Consider the following 18,562-nt stretch of genomic DNA (forward strand, 5'->3'; position numbering starts at 1 on the left):
ATCTTTGAAAAAAAAGGGGTAGATCAAATGAAAAAGCAAGCGAAATGGATGTCGTTACTCGGACTCGCAGGTGTATTAATGCTCTCAGCCTGCAACTCAAGCAGCAGCGCGAGCGATGACCAAGCGCAGAACGGAAGCGGCAGCGCCGAATCCTTCGGCAAACAGGTAAAGCATGAAATCATCGGGATTGATCCCGGTGCCGGCATCATGAAAGCAACGAATAAAGCCATCGAGGAATACGGCCTTTCCGACTGGAAGCTGATCGAGGGCTCCGGCGCGGCCATGACGGCTACGCTGGCCAAAGACATCAAGAACAAGAAGCCGATCATCATCACGGGCTGGACGCCCCACTGGATGTTCTCCAAATATGACCTGAAGTATCTCGAAGATCCGAAGAAGGTATACGGCGAAGCGGAGGAAATCCACACCGTCGCCCGCAAAGGCCTGAAGAAAGCGGAGCCGACGGCTTATGAATTCCTGGACCGTTTCGAATGGTCCTCCGACGAAATGGGTGAGATCATGACTGCGATCGAGGAAGGCGCCAAGCCTGAAGAAGCGGCCAAGAAATGGGCCGACGAGCATGAGGACCGTGTGAACGAATGGATCAAGGATCTGAAGCCTGTCGACGGCAAAACGCTGAAACTCAGCTATGTGGCATGGGATTCGGAGATCGCCAGCACGAACCTGCTTCAGTATGTCCTGCAGGATAAGCTGGGCTACAAAGTAACCGCCCTGCAGGTCGAAGCCGGCCCGATGTGGACAGGCGTTGCGAACGGCGACGTCGATGCCACGGCTGCAGCATGGCTGCCGCTGACGCATGCGGACTACATGGACAAATTCAAGGACAAGGTCGACGATCTCGGCGCGAACATGACCGGCGTGAAGACCGGACTGGTCGTTCCTTCGTATGTGGACATCAAGTCGATCGAGGATTTGAAGAAGTAAACATAAACTTCGCCTGAAACAAAAAAGAACTCCGGGAACCATAAGGTCCTGGAGTTCTTTGTTTATTTCTAGATGACTACTCCTCGTTCTTTGCAGTCTTCTTGCCTTCCGCGCGATCATTGATCGTCACCGTTACCGGCGAATATTCGGCAGTCACGGTTTGTCCATGGACCGACACGCTGCCTTCCGGAGAGATATCCTTCTCGGTCATGATGCCGAGCGCGATCGTAAACTCGTTGAATTTGATCGGAATGTTTCTTTCGCGGCGGATTTCCACACCGTTCAGGTAGAATACCGCTTCGTCGTTACCGCGGTCATACGTAATTTTGTACGTATTGAACTCCCGCGCCTTAAAATTAGTATCTTCCTTGAAAATGCAGAAGTAACGCGTTTTGTCGGACGGAGGCACCTCCACTCCCGGGAAAGGAAGCACGGCGTACACGCTTGCGTACTTGTCGTTGCCCGCAAAGAAGTCGAGGGCCGCGCCGGTCGTAAAGTCCAGCAGGTTCAGCGATACATAGCCGTCGTACAGATCGTTCGGAGCGGTATTCTCGCTGCGGGCACGAATTTGAAGCTCGAAGCTGACCTCGCCCGACTCGGGTACCTTGATCGTTTCCACGGAATAGTACATATGCTTAGCGTTATCCAGAATTTGAATCTGATGATTCTCGCGGCTCAGCGGAGCGCGTACATACAGGATGCCGTTACGCACGATGACGACCGCGTTCGGTTCGCGGTATTCCCAGAAAGAACCGTCGGGAAGCGGAAATCCGCCTACCTTCCAAACTTCGCCTTCCGATAGAATCGTATGAAAATCACCGATGACTTTTTGTTGTTCCATGTTGCTTCGACTTCCTTTCTGTAATGGATCAGTACCTGTCCAGATGATATGTTATCAGATGAGTCCTTGAATGAATAAGCACACCATCATGATCAAGCCGCTCAGCTGCGCTGATTTGACGGAAGCGCCCATAAGCGGTAGATAAGCATGAGACGTGTTTTGCGGCTTCAGTTTGCCATATACCTGATACAGCGGCAGCATGGCCGGAAGTGCGATCAGACCATATACCGGAAGCGCTCCGGCGATTACGCTGGCGATCAGCGTCAATGCGGCAAGCAGCAGCAGAAAGCGTGAGAAATGAAGCGCTCTGCGTTCGCCCCACACGACGACCAGCGTGCGTTTGCCCGCCTGGCGGTCCGCCTGCCAATGCAGGAAGTGATGGTTGAACAAAATCAATGTCGTCAGAAGTCCGATCGGCAGGGAAAGCAGCAGCGCTCTTAGGTCGAGGTGCGAGGTCTGGACGTAATAAGCTCCCATTACCGGCAGCACCCCGAAGGACAGCAGGATGGCAATTTCGCTGTACCCTTTCCCCCGGTAACCGAACTTCAGCGGAGGAGCCACATAGAAGTATGCGATCAATCCGCCCAGTGCCCCGAACACAAATGCCCAGATGCCGGAGAAAATCGCCAGCACGATGCCGCAAACGGCAGCGAGAGCGAACAATCCCCAGGTGACGGCCGCAAATTTGCGGATGCTCCAGATCTGGTTGGTGAGAAATCCGGAGTTGGTGGATACCGCATCGACGGTTTCTTTGGCTGCCGTATCTGTTCCGCTCTTGTAGTCCCACAGATCGTTGATCATGTTGGAGAACAAATGGGCGGCAGCAGCCCCCACGAGCGTGACCAGAAACAGCCAGACGTTGAACACTCCGTTCCACACAAAAGCCCCGAGTGCGCCGAGCGCCACCGGAATGAGCATGACGGGCACCACACCGAACCGGGATGCCTTTCTGAATTGTTTGAGCATGTCTACACAATGCCCCTTTCTTGTTTAAAATACCCGTGCATGCCGGGAATATCACATTCGCACGGAATATGAATGAGAACAGCCAACGAAACAAATGATAAATTTCACAAACCTTCCCATTTGACATATAAATGGAACCAAAGAAGGAGAAAGCTTCTCCTGTGATCACCGAAATCGCAGAGAAGCATCTATTGAACTTCATTCAATTTATATGGAAGCAACATGAAGCGCAGCTGCATTATCAATAGGAAGAAAGTTGTGTTTCGTACTCTTCAAGGATAGCATACTTTAGCGGATTTTGTCATGAAGTTGTAGAATTTACATCGGTAAAGAATGTAAAAATGCATGGTGCTCCCCTTCTTCTTTCCCGGGAGTCACTGCCCTCGCCTCAGGGATTTAAAGAACGATATATATTTTCCGTATACCCTGTAATGGCCTCATCATAGTCCGGATACGCATAGTTCATGCTGTTCGCCACAGATTTCGCGTATTTTCGGAACAACGCTTGGCAGCCAAACAACGATTTCCACATATTCGGGTAGCTATTTTCCGAGTAAGAAGAAAGCAATAAATCCCAATCCTCTTCGGGAAGGTAGCGGTCAATAAATTTATAGTTTTTGCCCACGCTGAAGTCATAACCTCGCTCGGATCCGATGTGCCAGGACATCATTCTCAGGAGGTTCGGGCGGGCGATTTCGTTCAAATGGTCGATGGCGAACAGAATTTCCCGTCTTGCCAAGCCTTTTACGACATACGTCGAGACCATCCAAAATTCATTGCAGCAGTCATCAAATTTCCTGGGAGTCGGCTTGTGGATCCAATACTGCTTATCCTCCGCCACCACTTCTTGGGGAACACGGCCATCCTTATCAACCAGCAGTTCAACCAGTCCGTCGCCGTCTGCAAAATAAGCTTCCGTCTCCTCGACGGGAATAAGCGTCAGATCCAGTTTGTGACCGTCGGCAAACAGAATGATATATGAGAACCAATTCCCAAGCTCCGGTGGAAACAGCTCCATGTCCTCCGGCTTCTGCATCATGAGACGGTTCCCGAAACCATCGAGCCATGCGTCATCCGCCTTGAAGGAATCCATCTCCGTGACAAAATACGAAACATCGAAGTCCTGAAACGCATCCCGCGTAACACTGCTATTCGTGCGGGACCCTTCCAGCGTAACCATGCGGATTCGCTCGTTGTGCACGGCAAAATCCGTAAACTGCTTCATCATCTCTTCATCGCTTCTCACCTTGAGCCTCTGCCTCCATCCCATTTGATTTGCAGTCATTTTGCTTCCAAAAGGTTCTTCAATACGATTGTACAGAACCGAACGTAAGAAAGCTATGAACGCCGCCGCTTGGCGGCATTCATAGCTTCGGTTTCACCCGCGCTGGTTGGATTCAGCCGGATATATGGTTCATATTATTAACGCTTGATATTGTCCAGCGCCTTCTTGCCCAGCCGCTCCAGCAGCTGCTGTTTGTACAAGCTCTCCACTTTCACATGTTTGCCAAGACTTTCCCAGTATCCGTCACTGCGCGGACGCGGGTCATAATCGCTTGGCACGAGACCCGGAACCTTTGGCCCGACATGGCCAATGGCATAGTTTTGCGCGGTTGGCGGCTGCTGCGAAGTCAGCTCATCCTCGGTGTTCCAGGAGACGTAGTTCGCTCCGGCCCAGCCGTGGCCGCTGCCCAGCCAGCCGCGGTCGCGGATGGAGATCGGCGCGTCGATGTTATCGAACAGGCCGCCAACGGACCAGCGGTGATGAGGCTCGCTCGTATTGAAGTTCTTGACGGCTTTGCCGTCCAGGAAGACGTTCGGGCCCTGCACGCGGCTGTCGACGACGAAGGCATGCCTAGCCGTCTCGGTGTAAATCCGCTGCGCCAGGTTCAGCTGGCCCATTTGGTGAATGACGTAGCGGCGGCCGCCGGTAATGATGCTCACCATATCATACATGCTGCTGTCCTGCACCGTAATCCACTTCGAGTTACGGCTCATTTGCACCAGCGAATACGATAGATGGTATCCCGTTACTCCGCGCACCCAGCCATTTTTCACGCTGTTGAACACGACGAACCGCTCGGCATGCTTCTCGTCCGCATAATACGGATCGGTCTGGCCATTGTCCATGGTCGTGTCCATAATGCTTGGATCGAATTCGGAATCCGCGCGCATATTTTCCACGCCGACTTTCTCGATCCGGGCACTGTCGGTGTATTTGAAGATTTGGCCGCCTCCCCATTTGCGCTCGATGGCATTCGAAATCGGCGCGTCCACGGTAATCGTATTACCGTTTACGGCGGTGATGACGCGGTCGAAATCCAGGTTAAACGGTGACCACTGGGTTACCGTGCCGCCCGGGCGGTTGTACATGTAATCCATGCCGATTTCATGAATCCAGTTTTTGTCGCCGATCCGGCGTACGACAATCGTATCTCCGACCTGATAGCCGCTCGCGTCATCCACATGGAATGTGCGGGAACCGGAAGGCACGTACAGATCGGTGACCGTCTTCATGGTGCTGTTGTCGATGCTGAGACCGGTGTTCTGCCCGATTTCGATCAGGTTGCGCGGGTTCGCTCCCGTGCCATAGATGAGGGTGCCTTTTTCATCCTGCCCCTCGCCCCGCAGCACGATACCGCTGGCATTGATTTTTATGGTGCCCCCTACCTCGTATTTCCCTTTTTTCAGCAGCACCGCGCCGCGGAAGCCGTCTTTGCCGACAGGGAGCTTCGAAACCTCATCAATAGCCGCCTGGATGCGTGCAGTGTCGTCGCCGTCCCCCGGTTTGACGGTTGCTTTGACTTTAACATCCGGAATTTTCACACCGCCGCCCATGTAGCCGACGTTCGAGAAATCCAGAATCTGATTGCCTCTGAAGTCGCTGATGTAGACCATGTTTCCGTTCTTGCCCAGGAAAGCGATTTGGCTCTGATCCTTAGGGATTTTATTATGGTCCCATGCGGTAAAATAGAACGAATCGTAGACCGGCTGTTTCCCATCCTGTTCCATGGTGAGGCGGATTTCATAGCGGCCTTCCTTTTCAGCTTTGCCTGTAGGGGTCCACTGCTTCGACTCGCCCTTGCTCACAGCCACAGGATCGAGCTTGGCAATGGCCTTTCCACCGAAAATCAGCTCGCCGCTGAGCGTGCCATTCACGTTGGACACAGTGGACACGGTAGGATATGTATCCTTGGGCTCCAGCATGGCCGGCTGCCCGATTTCCGCCTTCATATGCGGGTGGGTCAGCGCGGAATTCATGACATAGCTTTCATCCAGGAACGCATCCGGATCGTCAACCACGATCCAGAAATCAGCCGTCTTCAGCTCCTGGGACGACTGTACCACGCCGTGCACAAGCGCCGCCCCGACCTGGTTCGCTTTAAACGCTCCCGACGGATCGATGCTCACATCCTGTGTCGTTGCAATGAACGTTTTCGCGTAGGAGGTAAGGTCCACTTCCTGCCCGGAATCCAGCTCTCCCTTCAGCACCAGCGTTCCCGTCCCGCCCTTGTTCAGCCGGACCTCGGCGTTGTTCGGGTATTCCTTCCCGCTTGCATCCGCAAAATAAATGCGCTTCAGTCCGGCAGGAGCCGGCGTTTCCGTACTGTTGTACACACCGAGCTCCGACAGCTGGACGTTCAAATCCTTGCTCAGATTCAAATTCAGTTTGATATATCTTGCCGAAGTACTGTCAAACATCGCTGCCTCCGTTGCCGTAAGATCTTTATTTTTGTTGAAAACCTGATTCCAACTGCTGCCGTCTTCCGAATACAGGATTTGATAATCCTTCAGGTTATCCGCGCGATTGAGATGAATCATGACTTTGTTGAAGGTTTCCTGCGCTCCCAGATCCACCGAGATCCAGACGTTCATGTCGTCCTGCCGGTCGATCGCCAGCGGCTGCCATACCGTTGCCGCATCGCCATCCACGGCGTTGCCTGCTTTCCCGGAGCTTGCTGCTGCTGTCTTGCCGAGCGCCAAGTTGGCGCTTGAAGCATCGCTGGCCGCCGACGCTTTGCCGCTTCCGCCTGATAATACAGGAAACATCAGCAGAAGTGCCATCAATCCGAGGCCCAGCCTTTTCATCGAACCTGTCAATAAAATCCCACCTCTCCAAAATTGAAATCGCTTACATTTTAACGTGCGCCGCAGCGCAATGAACATGTCGTTTTTAGTGATGGGACTGTGTTTTGTTAAGAAAATGCGCCTCCCCCGTCCCCCCATTTGTAATCTGTTGTTCATTCTCCGTTCATACAACTTCACTACAATGGCCTTGAACCTAAAAACAGGAGGCTTCAGGCCATGTTGAAACAGTTTGCGAAAACATTCACTCAATTCGTCAGCAGCCGTAAAGGTGCTTGGACCATACTGATCGGCTGGATTGTCATCATACTTGTACTTAGTCTGGCTGCCCCGGGTTCCAAACCCTATGCCGTCAACAGCGGCGAAGGCAGCGTGCATAACGACACGCCTTCCGCGGTTGCGCAGCAAATCATGGATGAGCAGTTCCCTTCCAAGGATGGACTCACCGCCCTGCTCGTCTTCCATGACCCCAATACAATCTCGGAAGCAGACCGAAATGCCGTTACCGAAGTCAGCAAGTGGCTCTCGTCCAAGGAGAAGCCGCCGTATGTATCGGCTTCGCTCCCCTTTCATCAGCTGCCGAGAAACGTGCAGGACCAGATGTTCTCCGAGGATCAAACCACGCTGCTCCTGAACGTCAGTCTGCAAAAGGATCTCGAATCCGATCAAACGTACGATACGCTGCAGCAAATCCGCGACCATGTGAACAACATGCAAAACGGCAGCCTGCAGATTGAAATTACCGGCCCGGCCGGCATCGCTTCGGACACGACCACGCTGTTCAAAAATGCCGACTTTGTGCTGATGCTGGCTACCGTCGTGCTGATTCTCATCATTCTGATCGTGATTTACCGTTCGCCGCTGCTGGCCATCATGCCCTTACTCATCTCCGGCATGGTTTATCTGGTCGTTGACCGGATTCTCGGACTCGGCGGGAAGCTCGGCTGGTTCGTGGTCGAAAAGCAGTCCTTGTCGATCATGATGATCCTGCTCTTTGCGGTGCTGACCGACTACTGCCTGTTCGTCATCGCCCGCTTCCGCGAGGAGCTGCGCCGGGCCGAATCCAAGCATGATGCGATGCAGCAGGCGCTTACGCATGTCGCCGAGCCGATCCTGTTCAGCGGCGGCACCGTGCTGATGGCGATGGTGATTCTGTTCACGGCGATCTTTAAGCCTTATAACCATTTCGCACCCGTCTTTTCCATTGCTCTGGTCGTCATTCTCATCGGCGGGGTCACGCTCATCCCGGCCCTCTTTACCCTTGTTGGCCGCAAAGCGTTCTGGCCTTTCGTTCCGAAGGCAGGCACCGAAGCCGCACAGGCCAAGAAGGAAAGCATATGGAACCGTATCGGCTCCTTCGTCACCCGGAAGCCGGCCTTCACCGCAGGCGTTCTGCTGGTCCTGCTGCTGGCCTCATCCGCCAACCTGTTCGGCATGAAATATTCCTTCAACATCATGAAGTCGTTCCCGGCTGATATTTCATCCAGACAGGGCTTCGATATTCTGGAGGAACGTTTCCCGCCGGGACAGCTGGCTCCGGTTAGCGTCGTGCTGCAATCCGGGCACAAGCTGGACGTAAATGCGGATTTCATCAAGAAGTTGACGTTGCTTGGCGAAAATCTGAAATCCGAAGGCCGAATCAGCGCCGTATCGCCACAGCTAACACCGCAGCAGGTAAGCAGCGGCCAGCTTCCGGACAAGATGCTGTCCGGCTCCGGGAAGGCCATCAAGCTTCAGCTCACGCTGGAGGACAATCCGTATGATCCTGCGGCTCTGGATAAACTCGCCCAGCTTCGCAAGGACAGCGGCAGACTGCTGAAGGAAAGCGGATTTGCACCGGAGCAGGTTTCCCTGCACTTTGCCGGACAAACGGCTGAGCAGCTCGACGTTCGGATCATGAACCAGCGGGACACGACCGTACTATTCACGCTGATTACGCTGTCCATTGCCGTGATGCTGGCCTTCCAGGCCCGCTCCGTCAAGATGGCCGCCACCATGATTATGACCATGCTCCTGTCCTATGCAGGCACCATGGGACTTGGCTGGCTCATCTTTCACGGGTTCCTGGGTTACGATTCCGTCAGCTACCGCCTGCCGGTATACACCTTTGTCTTCCTGATCGCGCTTGGCGTGGATTACAACATTATGCTCGTATCCCGCATCCGGGAGGAAGCCCAAAAATATGAGTGGAAGCAAGCCGTTCAACGGGGCGTCTCGCTGACGGGCGGCGTCATCTCTTCCGCTGGCATCATTCTCGCAGCCACCTTCTGCGTACTCATTACGCAGCCGCTGCAGGAACTGTTCCTGTTCGGCATTCTGATGGCGATGGGGATTCTGATCGATACCTTCCTGGTACGCGGCATGCTGCTGCCCGCCATATTGGCGCTCATCGGTGGCAGTAAGCGAAATGCCGTTCACCAAAACAATCTTCCGGTGCGTCCGGAATAAACGACATGAAGGAGGAAATACCATGTTTGGATTTATGCTATTTCTGCATTTGGGAGGCTTGCTCGCCTGGGTGGGGGGATTGATCGTCGTTATTGCGATGATCGGCCTGCTCCGCACACAGCTCGGCGCATCCGCCGACTCCAACCTGCTCGCACGCAAAAGCCTCAGCATCTTCAGCTATCTGGCCCATCCGGGTGCCGTGCTTGTGCTCGGCAGCGGCGTGTATCTGATCCTGAAAATGGGCTCCGGTACCAAGCCGCTCTGGCTGGACATTATGGAAAAGGGCGGCGGCACGATCGCACTCTTGTCCTTGATCGTTACCGGCATCCTCGGCAGCAAGGTAAAGAAAAAGCTGAAACATGCCGGAGGTCAGCCCGTGAAAGTCACGGGATACCTGACGACGATGACCGCTCTGATGGTGCTTATTCTCGGCGTCGTGCTTGTGGTGAGCTTGAAAATATAATCGAAACGCCAAAAGCCGCTTCCCAGCTTGCATGCTGGGAAGCGGCTTTTTCTTATTCACCTATCCGGCCCGAGGCTTTCCCTAAGCCTTATTCCCCGACTTGGACGCTGACGCTTTGGCCGTCTTGGCCGCGGTCTCCTGCGCTTTTTTCGCGTAATAGACCTTGAGGTCTTCCGGGGTGACGAAATCGGTGTAAAACCCATGCACGCCTCTTGCCTTATACTTGGCCATGACGTCCGGATCGTTGATCGTATGGACGAAGGCGAGCTTATTGCTTTTTTTCAAGCTGCTGACGAAGCTGACATTGGCTCTCCATTCGGGCATCGTGACGGCGGTAATTTTTTTATGATTTTTTACGAACTGGAGCACCTTTTGGTTAGAATCGTAGGTCTGATACAACGTATAAATATAGGATTCAAAAGGGAACACCTTCTCGATCATCCCATACATGCTTTCGTTATAAATTTGCGGAATAATGCGCTCCAGCATATAGGGGTCCTCGTTCGCAAGCTCCACGATTTCCCTGAACTGCGCCGTTACCGTCGCCTGATCCGTGCTTTTCGTATCGGTAACGAAGTATACGTCCGGGTACTCATGCATCAAGTCTATAATCTCGCTGAATTCCAGCGCATTATATTTATCGAACATCTTCATTTCTTTCATATCGGCCAGCGGCAGCGGTCCCCCGGTGAAATTCGGGGTCAAAGCTTGTCCCAGCGACTGAAAGGCGTATGCAGACCAGTCGTGGCGACCGACGAGATACCCGTCTGACGTAAACTGCAGATCGACTTCAAAGATGCGCTGCCCCTTTTCGTAGTTGGCTTCAAAGGCTTCATAAGAATTGGTATACGCCTTTTGATCGATTCCCCCGAGCGCATGGGCGACCAGATTGTAGTCCGTCCATTTGGCGGCAAAAGCGGGAGTGCCCAATGACAGCAGGCAAATCACCAGCAGCGGCGGCAGTGCAGTAATCAGTTTTTTCATTCCAACCTCCTGTTGTTTTCGTAAACATGGTTTCGGTTTTGCGGTAGCACTCAAGCATGAATGATGTCGAAACTACTTGCTCACCTTCTCGATGCTGATCGTCGTCGTTTTATCGGGTACATAGACATCGTTATCCGGGTAAGGACTGCTCAAAGCCGCCTTGATATGATCGCCTTTCCGGTAATACTCCACATTCTTCGTCCGTACTTCAAACCCGTCGATATAAAGGATTTTCCGCTCGTGATCAATGCGTTTAATCTCACCTTCGACCTCAAAACGCGTTCCCTGATCAGCACAGCCAGATATGATCTGTTGGAGCACCAGCAGCATTACAAGAAGCTTCGTCATCTTGGCCATTGTAGAGAGCCCCCAGCATTCGACTTCCTCTAATCTTACCCTATATATGGAAAAAAGTTGCGCTTATTTGCGCATTTTCTACACACCGGATATGATCAAGCTTATGAGTCCATATGGAAAAGTTAGGAGGATGAAGCGTGGAGCTATGGAAGGATAACCTGCTCCGAAATGAGCAGCTTCTCGACCAGATCTGGGAAATGAGCGCCGAATATATCGAAAATCCGAAACATAAGGACCTGTTCCTGCAGACCTTCATCCGGGTTTGCGCCGTGAAGGGGGATGACGCGTTCTTCGATGACTTGGAGGTGTTCGACAGCGATCCGCCGGAGTTCATTTCGATGACGCTCTCTGCCGCCGGTACGCCGGAAATTGCCGTGGAAATGGGCTACGGCCTTGCCGTCTGGAGCGGAGGAACCCAGCTGGGTAAAGTGACGGCTGCGGCCCGGGGCATTTTCACCTGCGTGCTGACGGAACGGGTCTCCGGTCAAAACCTGCTGTTAACGGAGGATGCTGATCTTTCCCGCATCAGCTATGATATCAGCTGCCTTGAGCTGAAGGAAATGTACAATTCCGAGGAATATTACGATGATTATACGGCCATTTAAGGAAAGGCTTCGGCACAAGAAAAGGACCGGCTGCACCGGTCCTTCTGTATGTTCGGCTCCGACTATCCTGCTGCCCCTTCGCCGCTCAGCTGCCACGTGATGCCGAACCGGTCGCGAACCATGCCGAAGGATGGACTCCAGAACGTTTCCTGCAGCTCCATTTGGACTTGTCCGCCATCGGAAAGAGCAAGAAAAATCGACTTCAGACGTTCCAGATCCGTCGTCATCAAGGCAATGCTGAGTTGATCACCCAGTTGAAACGGGTTGCCCGGGAAGGTATCCGAGAACAGCAGCAATTGGCCATCAAATTCCAGTGCGGCATGCAGCACGCGGTTCTTCGCTTCCTCAGGCAGCGGACGGCCGCCATCCCCCGGCATATCGCCAAACCGCTGAACCCCTAAATTAGTTGCTCCAAGCACCTTCTCGTAAAATGCCACCGCCTCGGCGCAGTTTCCGTCGAGTACAATATACGGCGCGATTTTCAAACTCATGTCGGTATCCTCCCTTTTCATCTTGAGTACAAGCTTTTCGTTTTCATTATAGCCTGCAACGCTGTTGAAGATAAGGCAGACAGCGAAGTCGCAAGAAAATTCATTTCCATTGCCGGCGAACAGCGGGAGGTCCCGCTATCCGACTCCGGCCAACTGAAGCGTCTTTCGTAGCGTACCGATATCGATTCGAATATCCTCCAGCCCGGCAAAACCAGCGCCCTCCACTGACGCCTCCCGGCCATACATCATGTAGTAATCCAGCTGATTATGATTGCTGATCATCCAGTACACGGGCATGACATGACCGGGATGGAACATTTCGATCACCTTTGTTCCGGGGTGACAAAAGGCCAGATTGGTCAGACCCGCTCCATGCGCCCCTACGATGACCCGAGCGGAAGCAAACAGGCCGATTTGCTCGGCGGTGCTCATATCTTCAAGCAGAAGAGAATGGAAGCCGAGCTCCCTTAAAAACTCGATGATTTCCGGTTCATTAATAACGCGCCGGACCGATGCCCTTTGGCGGCATACATAAATCCGTTCATGCGGCGGACCATTTGTTTCCTGATTCGGCAGGAACAGCTTGCGCAGCATGCCTGTAGCCCACTGCGGATAATGGGAGGACATGATCAAAGAAGGCACGACCAGGCGCTCAGATTGCAGATACAAGCCGGGATGCGTACGGACGAGCTTATCCTCGGCCACGCCGAGCATCGCCAGCGTCTCCCCGACGAACGCCCGGTACGGATTGGCATTCACGACCACTTGGTCGTAAGCGATGCCGCTTTCGATCAGCATGCCCCACCTGGCTATGACGTCGTACATCCAATGAAAATAATTGTAGCCGCCGCAGTATGCGAGCGCAGCCGTCGTTCCGCCGATCTTCTGGAGGCCGGGAAGATTCCGCTGCCGGAAAATCGGATGCCGCTCCGTTGCCAGCATGGCATTCAGGACTTCGTCGTATTCCGGGGATACGTCGCCCAGCAGCTTGCCGTCCGGCGTCAACACGGCTCCGGATTGGCCCCATATCCTTCCCTCCGGAATGCTTGCCACAAAGCCGTCTTCCGGCTTCATGCGGTAGGCGGTCAAATAAGGATGGATCCATGGCTCTACACTGCGAGGTGCATGAAAATCCGCTTCACCCCCAAAATCAAAAAGCTGGAAGGCAACCCGGGAGTCTTCTCGGCGCTGAACATCACGTATCCAATCCTTTGTATATTCAAAATAACCGCAAGGCATCGTCTCTGATGGGTCCATAACGGTATGCTCACCTTTTTCCTGAGTCTACGCGCGATGCAGGCGCTACGGTATTGTATGTGGCATGCCTTTGTCCGAGCACCCAAGCCGGTGAAAAAGGGCTTATTGCGGCCGGTCCAGGGAGAACGTCTCGCCAAGCTTGGCATAGCTGTTCCCCGCCAAACGGCTGACAGGCTGCAGAACATCGGCGAGCACGCGTCCATGGTCTAGCACGGCCTCTTCCACATGAAATCGCACGACGCGTCCGATGAGCAAATCCGTCCCTGGCAGCTCCTCCGATCCGCCGAGCGGAATGGAGCGTTCCAGTATACATTCTAAACGTATTTTGGCTTCGGCAATGCCTGGTACGCGAACCGCTTCGCTTGGGACCTGCGTCAGACCGGCAAGCTCCACTTCGCTTTGATCCGGCGGCAGGCTGGCTGCAGTCAGGTTCAGTTTACCGATCGAAGACTCGTCTCCGATATGCACGACGAAGGCACCCTCCCGCATTGCATTCCTTGCCGTATCCTTCGAAATCCCCTGCTTACGCTGCACGGAAACCGAGATCATGGGCGGGTCTGCGGTCACAAGATTGAAATAGCTGAATGGCGCCGCATTCACCTTTCCGTTCTCGGTAAGCGTGCTTACCCAGGCGACGGGCCTGGGGATGATGCTCCCGGTAAGCAGCTTGTAATTGTCGCGTTCACTTTGCTTCTGTGGATCGATTGAAATCATCATTTGGCAGTCCCCTCCAATTCGCGAACCTCAAACGGCGTCAGCTTCGCTTCGATCTCCGTCCGCCGCTCCTCATACCATGCAGGCAGCATTAGCTTCTCGCCTAGCTGGTCCGGATCCTCGTCCCGCGCGAATCCCGGAGGGTCCGTCGCGATTTCGAACTGGATGCCGCCCGTCTCCCGGAAGTACAGCGCGTTAAAATATTGGCGGTCCACGATCGGCGTCACCTGCAAGCCGTGCCCCTGCACATGCTCTCTCCACTGCTCATGCTGGAGATCGTCTGCGGCGCGCCATGCGATATGGTGAACGGTCCCTGCTCCACCCGTACCGCGCTCCATCGGGGTGACATTGACATCGATGATATTTCCCAGATCGCCGAACGATTTGAAACGTACATACGCCCCTTCCTGTCCGACTCTATCAAGACCCATCACCTGCTGAAGCAGTTGAGCTGTCTGTTCTGGAGCCATACTGTACAGAATTGCCCCGCCAAAGCCTTTAATGGCCTTGTCCGTAGGAATCCCCCCAAAAGACCAGGAGCTCAGCTTGCCTTCCTCGCGCTCCACGATTTCGAGCTGAAGCCCGTCTTCATCGCGGAAGGCCAGATACTCCTCGGAGAATCGGGTTGTTTTCTCATAAGAAACGTGATAATCCGCCAACCGTTGTTCCCAGAAAGAGAGCGTTCCGGTTGGAACGGCAAACGTCGTGACGCCCACCTGTCCGCCTCCCACGCGTCCTTGCCGGGATCTAGGCCAAGGGAAGAACGTGATAATCGTACCGGGACTCCCCTCACCATTTCCCAAATACAGATGGTACACCTCCGGCGCATCAAAGTTAACGGTTTGTTTGACGAGGCGCAATCCGAGAATGCCTGCGTAGAAATCGACCGTTTGCTGCGGATCTCTGACAAAAGCGGTAATGTGGTGAATGCCTGCGGTTTTCATGTTCATGTTCGTTCAGCTCCTAAGGAATCATTTTATCTTAAAATAAAGGTATATAAGTCATAGCGATCCAGACTTATAGCTTACATATTTCTGCGATTTGTTTATCTTAATATTAAGATATTATATTTGGAGTCAATTGTCAACATCCTTTTTCGTTTCCATATTAAACGGGTCCTTGGCTTCAATGAATATGAAGCCAAGGACTCGTTCCATGGCTGCGCTTACTTCTCCTTATGCTCCCGGACCCGCCGGTGGTCATCGGCGCGGCCTGTCAGGGCATTGCTGACCCCGCTTTCCTGATGCAGCCTGCTCAGCGCCGTCACGGCATAAGTATATTCCTTGTTCGGCTCAGGGCTGACCAGCTTGTATACCTGCTCCTTCGTTTCGGTTCTTCTGACCGTAGCCACGAGCTGGAAGGAGTCGTCCGGATTGATTGCCGTTTTGCCCTTCACGCGGTAAATCGCGTAGTAGGCAGGTTTGGCGGCGTTTTCCGTATCTTTCCACGTAATTTCCATGGTGGATTTGCCGTCACCCTTCAGTCCTGTCAGCTTCGGCGCAGCCGGGGTCATATCCGGCAGCCAAGGCATGACGGGAACCAAGGCCTGATTGGAATACATCGAGGCAACGGCATCCCTGACCCCAAGGGGATTGGCCAGAAAATCCTTGCTGCTGAACAGGATGTTGCCGGACACATCCTCCCCATGATCATTGTTGAACCTCAGCTGTGCCGGCAGCTGGTCGGGATTCGTCCAATTGTCTTGACCCACACGGTAAGGGGCCATTCCGATGTAGAGCTGCACGTTATGCTTGCCGGATTGATCGTTTTCCCCGTTGATCTCTTTCGTCCACCAATCGATCAGCTTTTCATAGGCTGCTGCCGAGTATCCGAAATGCCAGTAGATCTGCGGCGCCAAGTAATCGACCCAGCCCTGCTTCATCCAGGTTCTCGTATCGGCGTACAGGCCGTCATAATTCTGCTGGCCGTTCGTTTCGGATCCCGTCGGGTCGGTGCCCTTGTTGCGCCAAATGCCGAACGGGCTGATGCCGAATTTCACGTAAGGCTTGATTCTCTTAATCTCCGTATTCAGGCCTTTCACGATCGTATTGACGTTGTCCCGTCGCCAGTCGCCCAGCTCCAAGGTTCCCCCGCCGTTTTTATAGGCGTCATACTCTTTGGCATCGTTAAACGCTTCATTCCCCGGATACGGATAGAAGTAATCATCCATATGAATGCCGTCGACGTCATAGTTCCGAACGATTTCCTTCACGCCGCCGATAATGTAATCCTGGGCTTCGGGGATGGCCGGGTTAAAGTACAATTTGCCGCCGTTCTTGACCACCCAGTCCGGATGAAGCCGTGCCGGGTGATTCGCCGCAAGCAGCTCCGGGTTATCATGCATGCTGATGCGGTACGGGTTGATCCAGGCGTGGAATTCGAGATTCCGTTTATGCGCTTCGTCGACCATGAATTTCAATGGATCGTAGCCGTCGCTCGGCGCCTTCCCCTGTTCCCCCGTCAGCCAATGGGACCATGGAAAATACTCCGATGGAAAGAAAGAATCGCTCGTCGGCCTGACCTGCACGAAAACCGCATTGATGCCTGTTTGCTTCAGATCATCCAGCAGCTCCACGAAATCCTGACGCTGCTGCTTGGGATCAAATACGTTTTTCGTTGGCCAATCGATGTTCTCCACTGTGGAGATCCAGGCGCCCCGAAGCTCGCGTTTCGGATGCGCTGCCGGATTCGTCACCACGAGGAGCTGCTGCGCTTTTTTGCCGGATGCCTCCGCCGTAATCATCGTCGTTCCTGGCGCTACGGCCGTTATGGCTCCCGTAACCGGGTCAATGACAGCGGCTTGGCTGTTCGTACTGCCGAACGTAATGCCCGTCGTGATTTCCTTTTTGCCTTCGACTTTGTAATCCCCGATCACTTTAGCCGCAGGCGTGTCCTCGCCCACGATGGCGGAGAACACGTTCGAGATTTCAATGCTCTTCAATTCTCCGGCCTTTACCTGCACCGTATAGCCTGCTTCATGGCCTTCATATTTGGCTGTCACAGCTGTCTCTCCTACCTGCAGGGCTCTGATCTGCCGCCCCGTTATTTCGGCAACGCCGTTGCCGTCCGGAACTTCGAATGAAGCTTCCGTCGTGATCTCCACTGGCTCGCCGCTTCCATAAAAAGCAAATGCCTTCAGATCGGCCGTCTCGGTCAATACCAAAGAGGTCGGCCCCTCGATCAGAATCCGTTCCGGCACGGCCGGGCTTGGCGTTACCGTCAGCCGGTACACGGTCGAATACTTATTCTGATACGTCGCGGTCAGCAGCGATTCCCCGGCGGCAAGAGCCGTAACGGTCCCCTCTGCGTCCACGGTCGCCACGGACTCGTTGCTGCTCGAAAAGGCAATGCTTTCGTTCTCGGCAGACTGCGGGGAAGCATCCCCCTTGCGGGTCACAAGCACGCTTGCCTGCACGGACTCACCGATGCCCAGCGGTTTAACCCCGGACCATTCCACAGCGAAGACGTCGGTGTCCTCATAGAGCATGCTTACCTGGTCTACGTAGAGGGAACCCGACGTCTTGGTTCCGGTCTCGACCAGATAAATATAATTGAATTTCATAGGATACGAGACCGCCGGTATGTTGGCTGTCACATAGCGCCAGCCGTTCAGCACCTCGCTGCTCCCGGTAAAATCGAGCGTGTACAGTGCTCCTTTACCATCCTGAATTTGTCCGCGGATCCAGTGCTTTTGATCCTCGCCAAAGACCCAGAATCCGATTTTCTTCGGGGTGCCCGGCATTTCACGGCCGTCTTTTCCGTCGGGTGCCTTAAAGCGTATGTAAGCCGCCGAGGTGCCGTCGTTATTCGTAAAATCATAATTCAGCCTGCCGGCCTTCAGGCCATACTTAACCGGACCGGGACGCTCCGATGGCACAAGTACAGCCGCGTTCGCCTTCACCGAGGTCACCCTGAGATCGGATATGTCTTCGAAATCTTCAAAGACTTTCGTCCATGCGCTGTCCGCAGCAGCCTGCTGGTCCGGTGCGGTCACAGGGCCGGCCGCTTCCGTGCTGCCCACCGCTTCCTCACTTTCTTCGTTCACAGGCACAGCTTCTTCTGTGGGGCTCACCGGCGCTTCGCCTGGTTCCGTCCCCTCCGATTCGCTGTCGCTATAAGCCGAATCCGTTCCGGCGGGATCACCTGTCCCCTCCGTTCTCCCTGGTTCGGTTACCGCTGCGCCTTCCTGCTGAGGGATCCCCACTTGCTCTCCACTAACTTCCTCCTCTGCGGCCATCCCGTTAACATTGCTCGGGACGCAGTATATGAATGCGCTTACAATTAAACTTATGATGAGCATTACCCGAAGAGGCCTGACAAACCATGATGCCTGGTTGATCATACATGCACTTCCTTTCCCATTCGTTAAGTTGTCCTTGCCGGTTTCAAGCGCGTTGAAATATGA

Annotated in this window: 15 protein-coding genes; 4 read left to right on the forward strand and 11 right to left on the reverse strand. The window is 53.8% G+C overall.

Annotated elements, in window-relative coordinates; all coding sequences use genetic code 11:
- Positions 1-27 precede the first annotated feature (27 nt).
- Entirely contained in the window at positions 28-945 is a 918-nt protein-coding gene (locus ACTHPM_RS14910) for a glycine betaine ABC transporter substrate-binding protein (protein ID WP_440395586.1), read from the forward strand.
- A gap of 76 nt (positions 946-1,021) precedes the next feature.
- Here the strand turns inward: ACTHPM_RS14910 and ACTHPM_RS14915 are convergent, their stop codons facing one another.
- From ACTHPM_RS14915 to ACTHPM_RS14930, 4 genes are all read right to left on the reverse strand, one after another.
- Positions 1,022-1,786 carry a DUF6081 family protein gene (locus ACTHPM_RS14915; RefSeq protein ID WP_440395585.1) on the reverse strand — a complete coding sequence of 255 codons (765 nt, stop codon included), beginning with the start codon at positions 1,784-1,786 and terminating at the stop codon, positions 1,022-1,024.
- A gap of 54 nt (positions 1,787-1,840) precedes the next feature.
- On the reverse strand, positions 1,841-2,752 hold the full coding sequence (locus ACTHPM_RS14920; RefSeq protein WP_440395584.1) for a prenyltransferase: 912 nt from the start codon (positions 2,750-2,752) through the stop codon (positions 1,841-1,843).
- A 388-nt stretch (positions 2,753-3,140) separates the two neighbouring features.
- Entirely contained in the window at positions 3,141-3,998 is an 858-nt protein-coding gene (ant(6), locus tag ACTHPM_RS14925; RefSeq protein ID WP_440395583.1) for an aminoglycoside 6-adenylyltransferase, read from the reverse strand.
- A gap of 176 nt (positions 3,999-4,174) precedes the next feature.
- Positions 4,175-6,802 (reverse strand): discoidin domain-containing protein, encoded by a 2,628-nt coding sequence (locus ACTHPM_RS14930; RefSeq protein WP_440421589.1) that lies wholly within the window; start codon positions 6,800-6,802, stop codon positions 4,175-4,177.
- Between the two features lie 255 nt (positions 6,803-7,057).
- Between ACTHPM_RS14930 and ACTHPM_RS14935 the strand changes: the two genes are divergently transcribed.
- Positions 7,058-9,286, forward strand: coding sequence for an MMPL family transporter (locus tag ACTHPM_RS14935; protein WP_440395581.1), 2,229 nt, complete (start codon positions 7,058-7,060; stop codon positions 9,284-9,286).
- A gap of 22 nt (positions 9,287-9,308) precedes the next feature.
- Complete coding sequence (locus ACTHPM_RS14940; RefSeq protein ID WP_440395580.1) at positions 9,309-9,749, forward strand: hypothetical protein; 441 nt, start codon at positions 9,309-9,311, stop codon at positions 9,747-9,749.
- A gap of 81 nt (positions 9,750-9,830) precedes the next feature.
- On the opposite strand, the gene ACTHPM_RS14945 is transcribed toward ACTHPM_RS14940, so the two are convergent.
- On the reverse strand, positions 9,831-10,733 hold the full coding sequence (locus tag ACTHPM_RS14945; RefSeq protein ID WP_440395579.1) for a phosphatidylinositol-specific phospholipase C/glycerophosphodiester phosphodiesterase family protein: 903 nt from the start codon (positions 10,731-10,733) through the stop codon (positions 9,831-9,833).
- A 72-nt stretch (positions 10,734-10,805) separates the two neighbouring features.
- Positions 10,806-11,090, reverse strand: coding sequence for a hypothetical protein (locus tag ACTHPM_RS14950; RefSeq protein WP_440395578.1), 285 nt, complete (start codon positions 11,088-11,090; stop codon positions 10,806-10,808).
- A 137-nt stretch (positions 11,091-11,227) separates the two neighbouring features.
- Here ACTHPM_RS14950 and ACTHPM_RS14955 point away from each other — a divergent pair, with 137 nt between their 5' ends.
- Positions 11,228-11,695, forward strand: coding sequence for a hypothetical protein (locus ACTHPM_RS14955; RefSeq protein WP_440395577.1), 468 nt, complete (start codon positions 11,228-11,230; stop codon positions 11,693-11,695).
- 62 nt (positions 11,696-11,757) lie between these two features.
- On the opposite strand, the gene ACTHPM_RS14960 is transcribed toward ACTHPM_RS14955, so the two are convergent.
- The 5 genes from ACTHPM_RS14960 to ACTHPM_RS14980 form a co-directional block, all read right to left on the reverse strand.
- Positions 11,758-12,186, reverse strand: a complete 429-nt coding sequence (locus ACTHPM_RS14960; protein ID WP_440395576.1) for a VOC family protein — start codon at positions 12,184-12,186, stop codon at positions 11,758-11,760.
- A gap of 135 nt (positions 12,187-12,321) precedes the next feature.
- Entirely contained in the window at positions 12,322-13,443 is a 1,122-nt protein-coding gene (locus tag ACTHPM_RS14965; RefSeq protein WP_440395575.1) for a glycosyltransferase family 61 protein, read from the reverse strand.
- A 102-nt stretch (positions 13,444-13,545) separates the two neighbouring features.
- Positions 13,546-14,157 carry a flavin reductase family protein gene (locus ACTHPM_RS14970; protein ID WP_440396231.1) on the reverse strand — a complete coding sequence of 204 codons (612 nt, stop codon included), beginning with the start codon at positions 14,155-14,157 and terminating at the stop codon, positions 13,546-13,548.
- Entirely contained in the window at positions 14,157-15,101 is a 945-nt protein-coding gene (locus ACTHPM_RS14975; protein WP_440396230.1) for a ring-cleaving dioxygenase, read from the reverse strand. The genes ACTHPM_RS14970 and ACTHPM_RS14975 overlap by 1 nt, the downstream gene beginning before the upstream one ends.
- Before the next feature lie 221 nt (positions 15,102-15,322).
- Positions 15,323-18,361, reverse strand: a complete 3,039-nt coding sequence (locus ACTHPM_RS14980; RefSeq protein WP_440395574.1) for a family 10 glycosylhydrolase — start codon at positions 18,359-18,361, stop codon at positions 15,323-15,325.
- Positions 18,362-18,562: the final 201 nt, after the last annotated feature.

The organism is Paenibacillus sp. SAFN-054, from assembly GCF_051966755.1.
In the GTDB taxonomy this organism is placed as follows: domain Bacteria; phylum Bacillota; class Bacilli; order Paenibacillales; family Paenibacillaceae; genus Paenibacillus_AQ.

Excerpts from the sequence above, each read along its gene's own strand:
- ACTHPM_RS14910 (WP_440395586.1), top strand. The coding sequence starts at position 28 with ATGAAAAAGCAAGCGAAATGGATGTCGTTACTCGGACTCGCAGGTGTA.
- ACTHPM_RS14915 (WP_440395585.1), bottom strand. The coding sequence starts at position 1,786 with ATGGAACAACAAAAAGTCATCGGTGATTTTCATACGATTCTATCGGAA.
- ACTHPM_RS14920 (WP_440395584.1), bottom strand. The coding sequence starts at position 2,752 with ATGCTCAAACAATTCAGAAAGGCATCCCGGTTCGGTGTGGTGCCCGTC.
- ACTHPM_RS14930 (WP_440421589.1), bottom strand. The coding sequence starts at position 6,802 with ATGTTTCCTGTATTATCAGGCGGAAGCGGCAAAGCGTCGGCGGCCAGC.
- ACTHPM_RS14935 (WP_440395581.1), top strand. The coding sequence starts at position 7,058 with ATGTTGAAACAGTTTGCGAAAACATTCACTCAATTCGTCAGCAGCCGT.
- ACTHPM_RS14940 (WP_440395580.1), top strand. The coding sequence starts at position 9,309 with ATGTTTGGATTTATGCTATTTCTGCATTTGGGAGGCTTGCTCGCCTGG.
- ACTHPM_RS14945 (WP_440395579.1), bottom strand. The coding sequence starts at position 10,733 with ATGAAAAAACTGATTACTGCACTGCCGCCGCTGCTGGTGATTTGCCTG.
- ACTHPM_RS14950 (WP_440395578.1), bottom strand. The coding sequence starts at position 11,090 with ATGGCCAAGATGACGAAGCTTCTTGTAATGCTGCTGGTGCTCCAACAG.
- ACTHPM_RS14960 (WP_440395576.1), bottom strand. The coding sequence starts at position 12,186 with ATGAGTTTGAAAATCGCGCCGTATATTGTACTCGACGGAAACTGCGCC.
- ACTHPM_RS14965 (WP_440395575.1), bottom strand. The coding sequence starts at position 13,443 with ATGGACCCATCAGAGACGATGCCTTGCGGTTATTTTGAATATACAAAG.
- ACTHPM_RS14970 (WP_440396231.1), bottom strand. The coding sequence starts at position 14,157 with ATGATTTCAATCGATCCACAGAAGCAAAGTGAACGCGACAATTACAAG.
- ACTHPM_RS14975 (WP_440396230.1), bottom strand. The coding sequence starts at position 15,101 with ATGAAAACCGCAGGCATTCACCACATTACCGCTTTTGTCAGAGATCCG.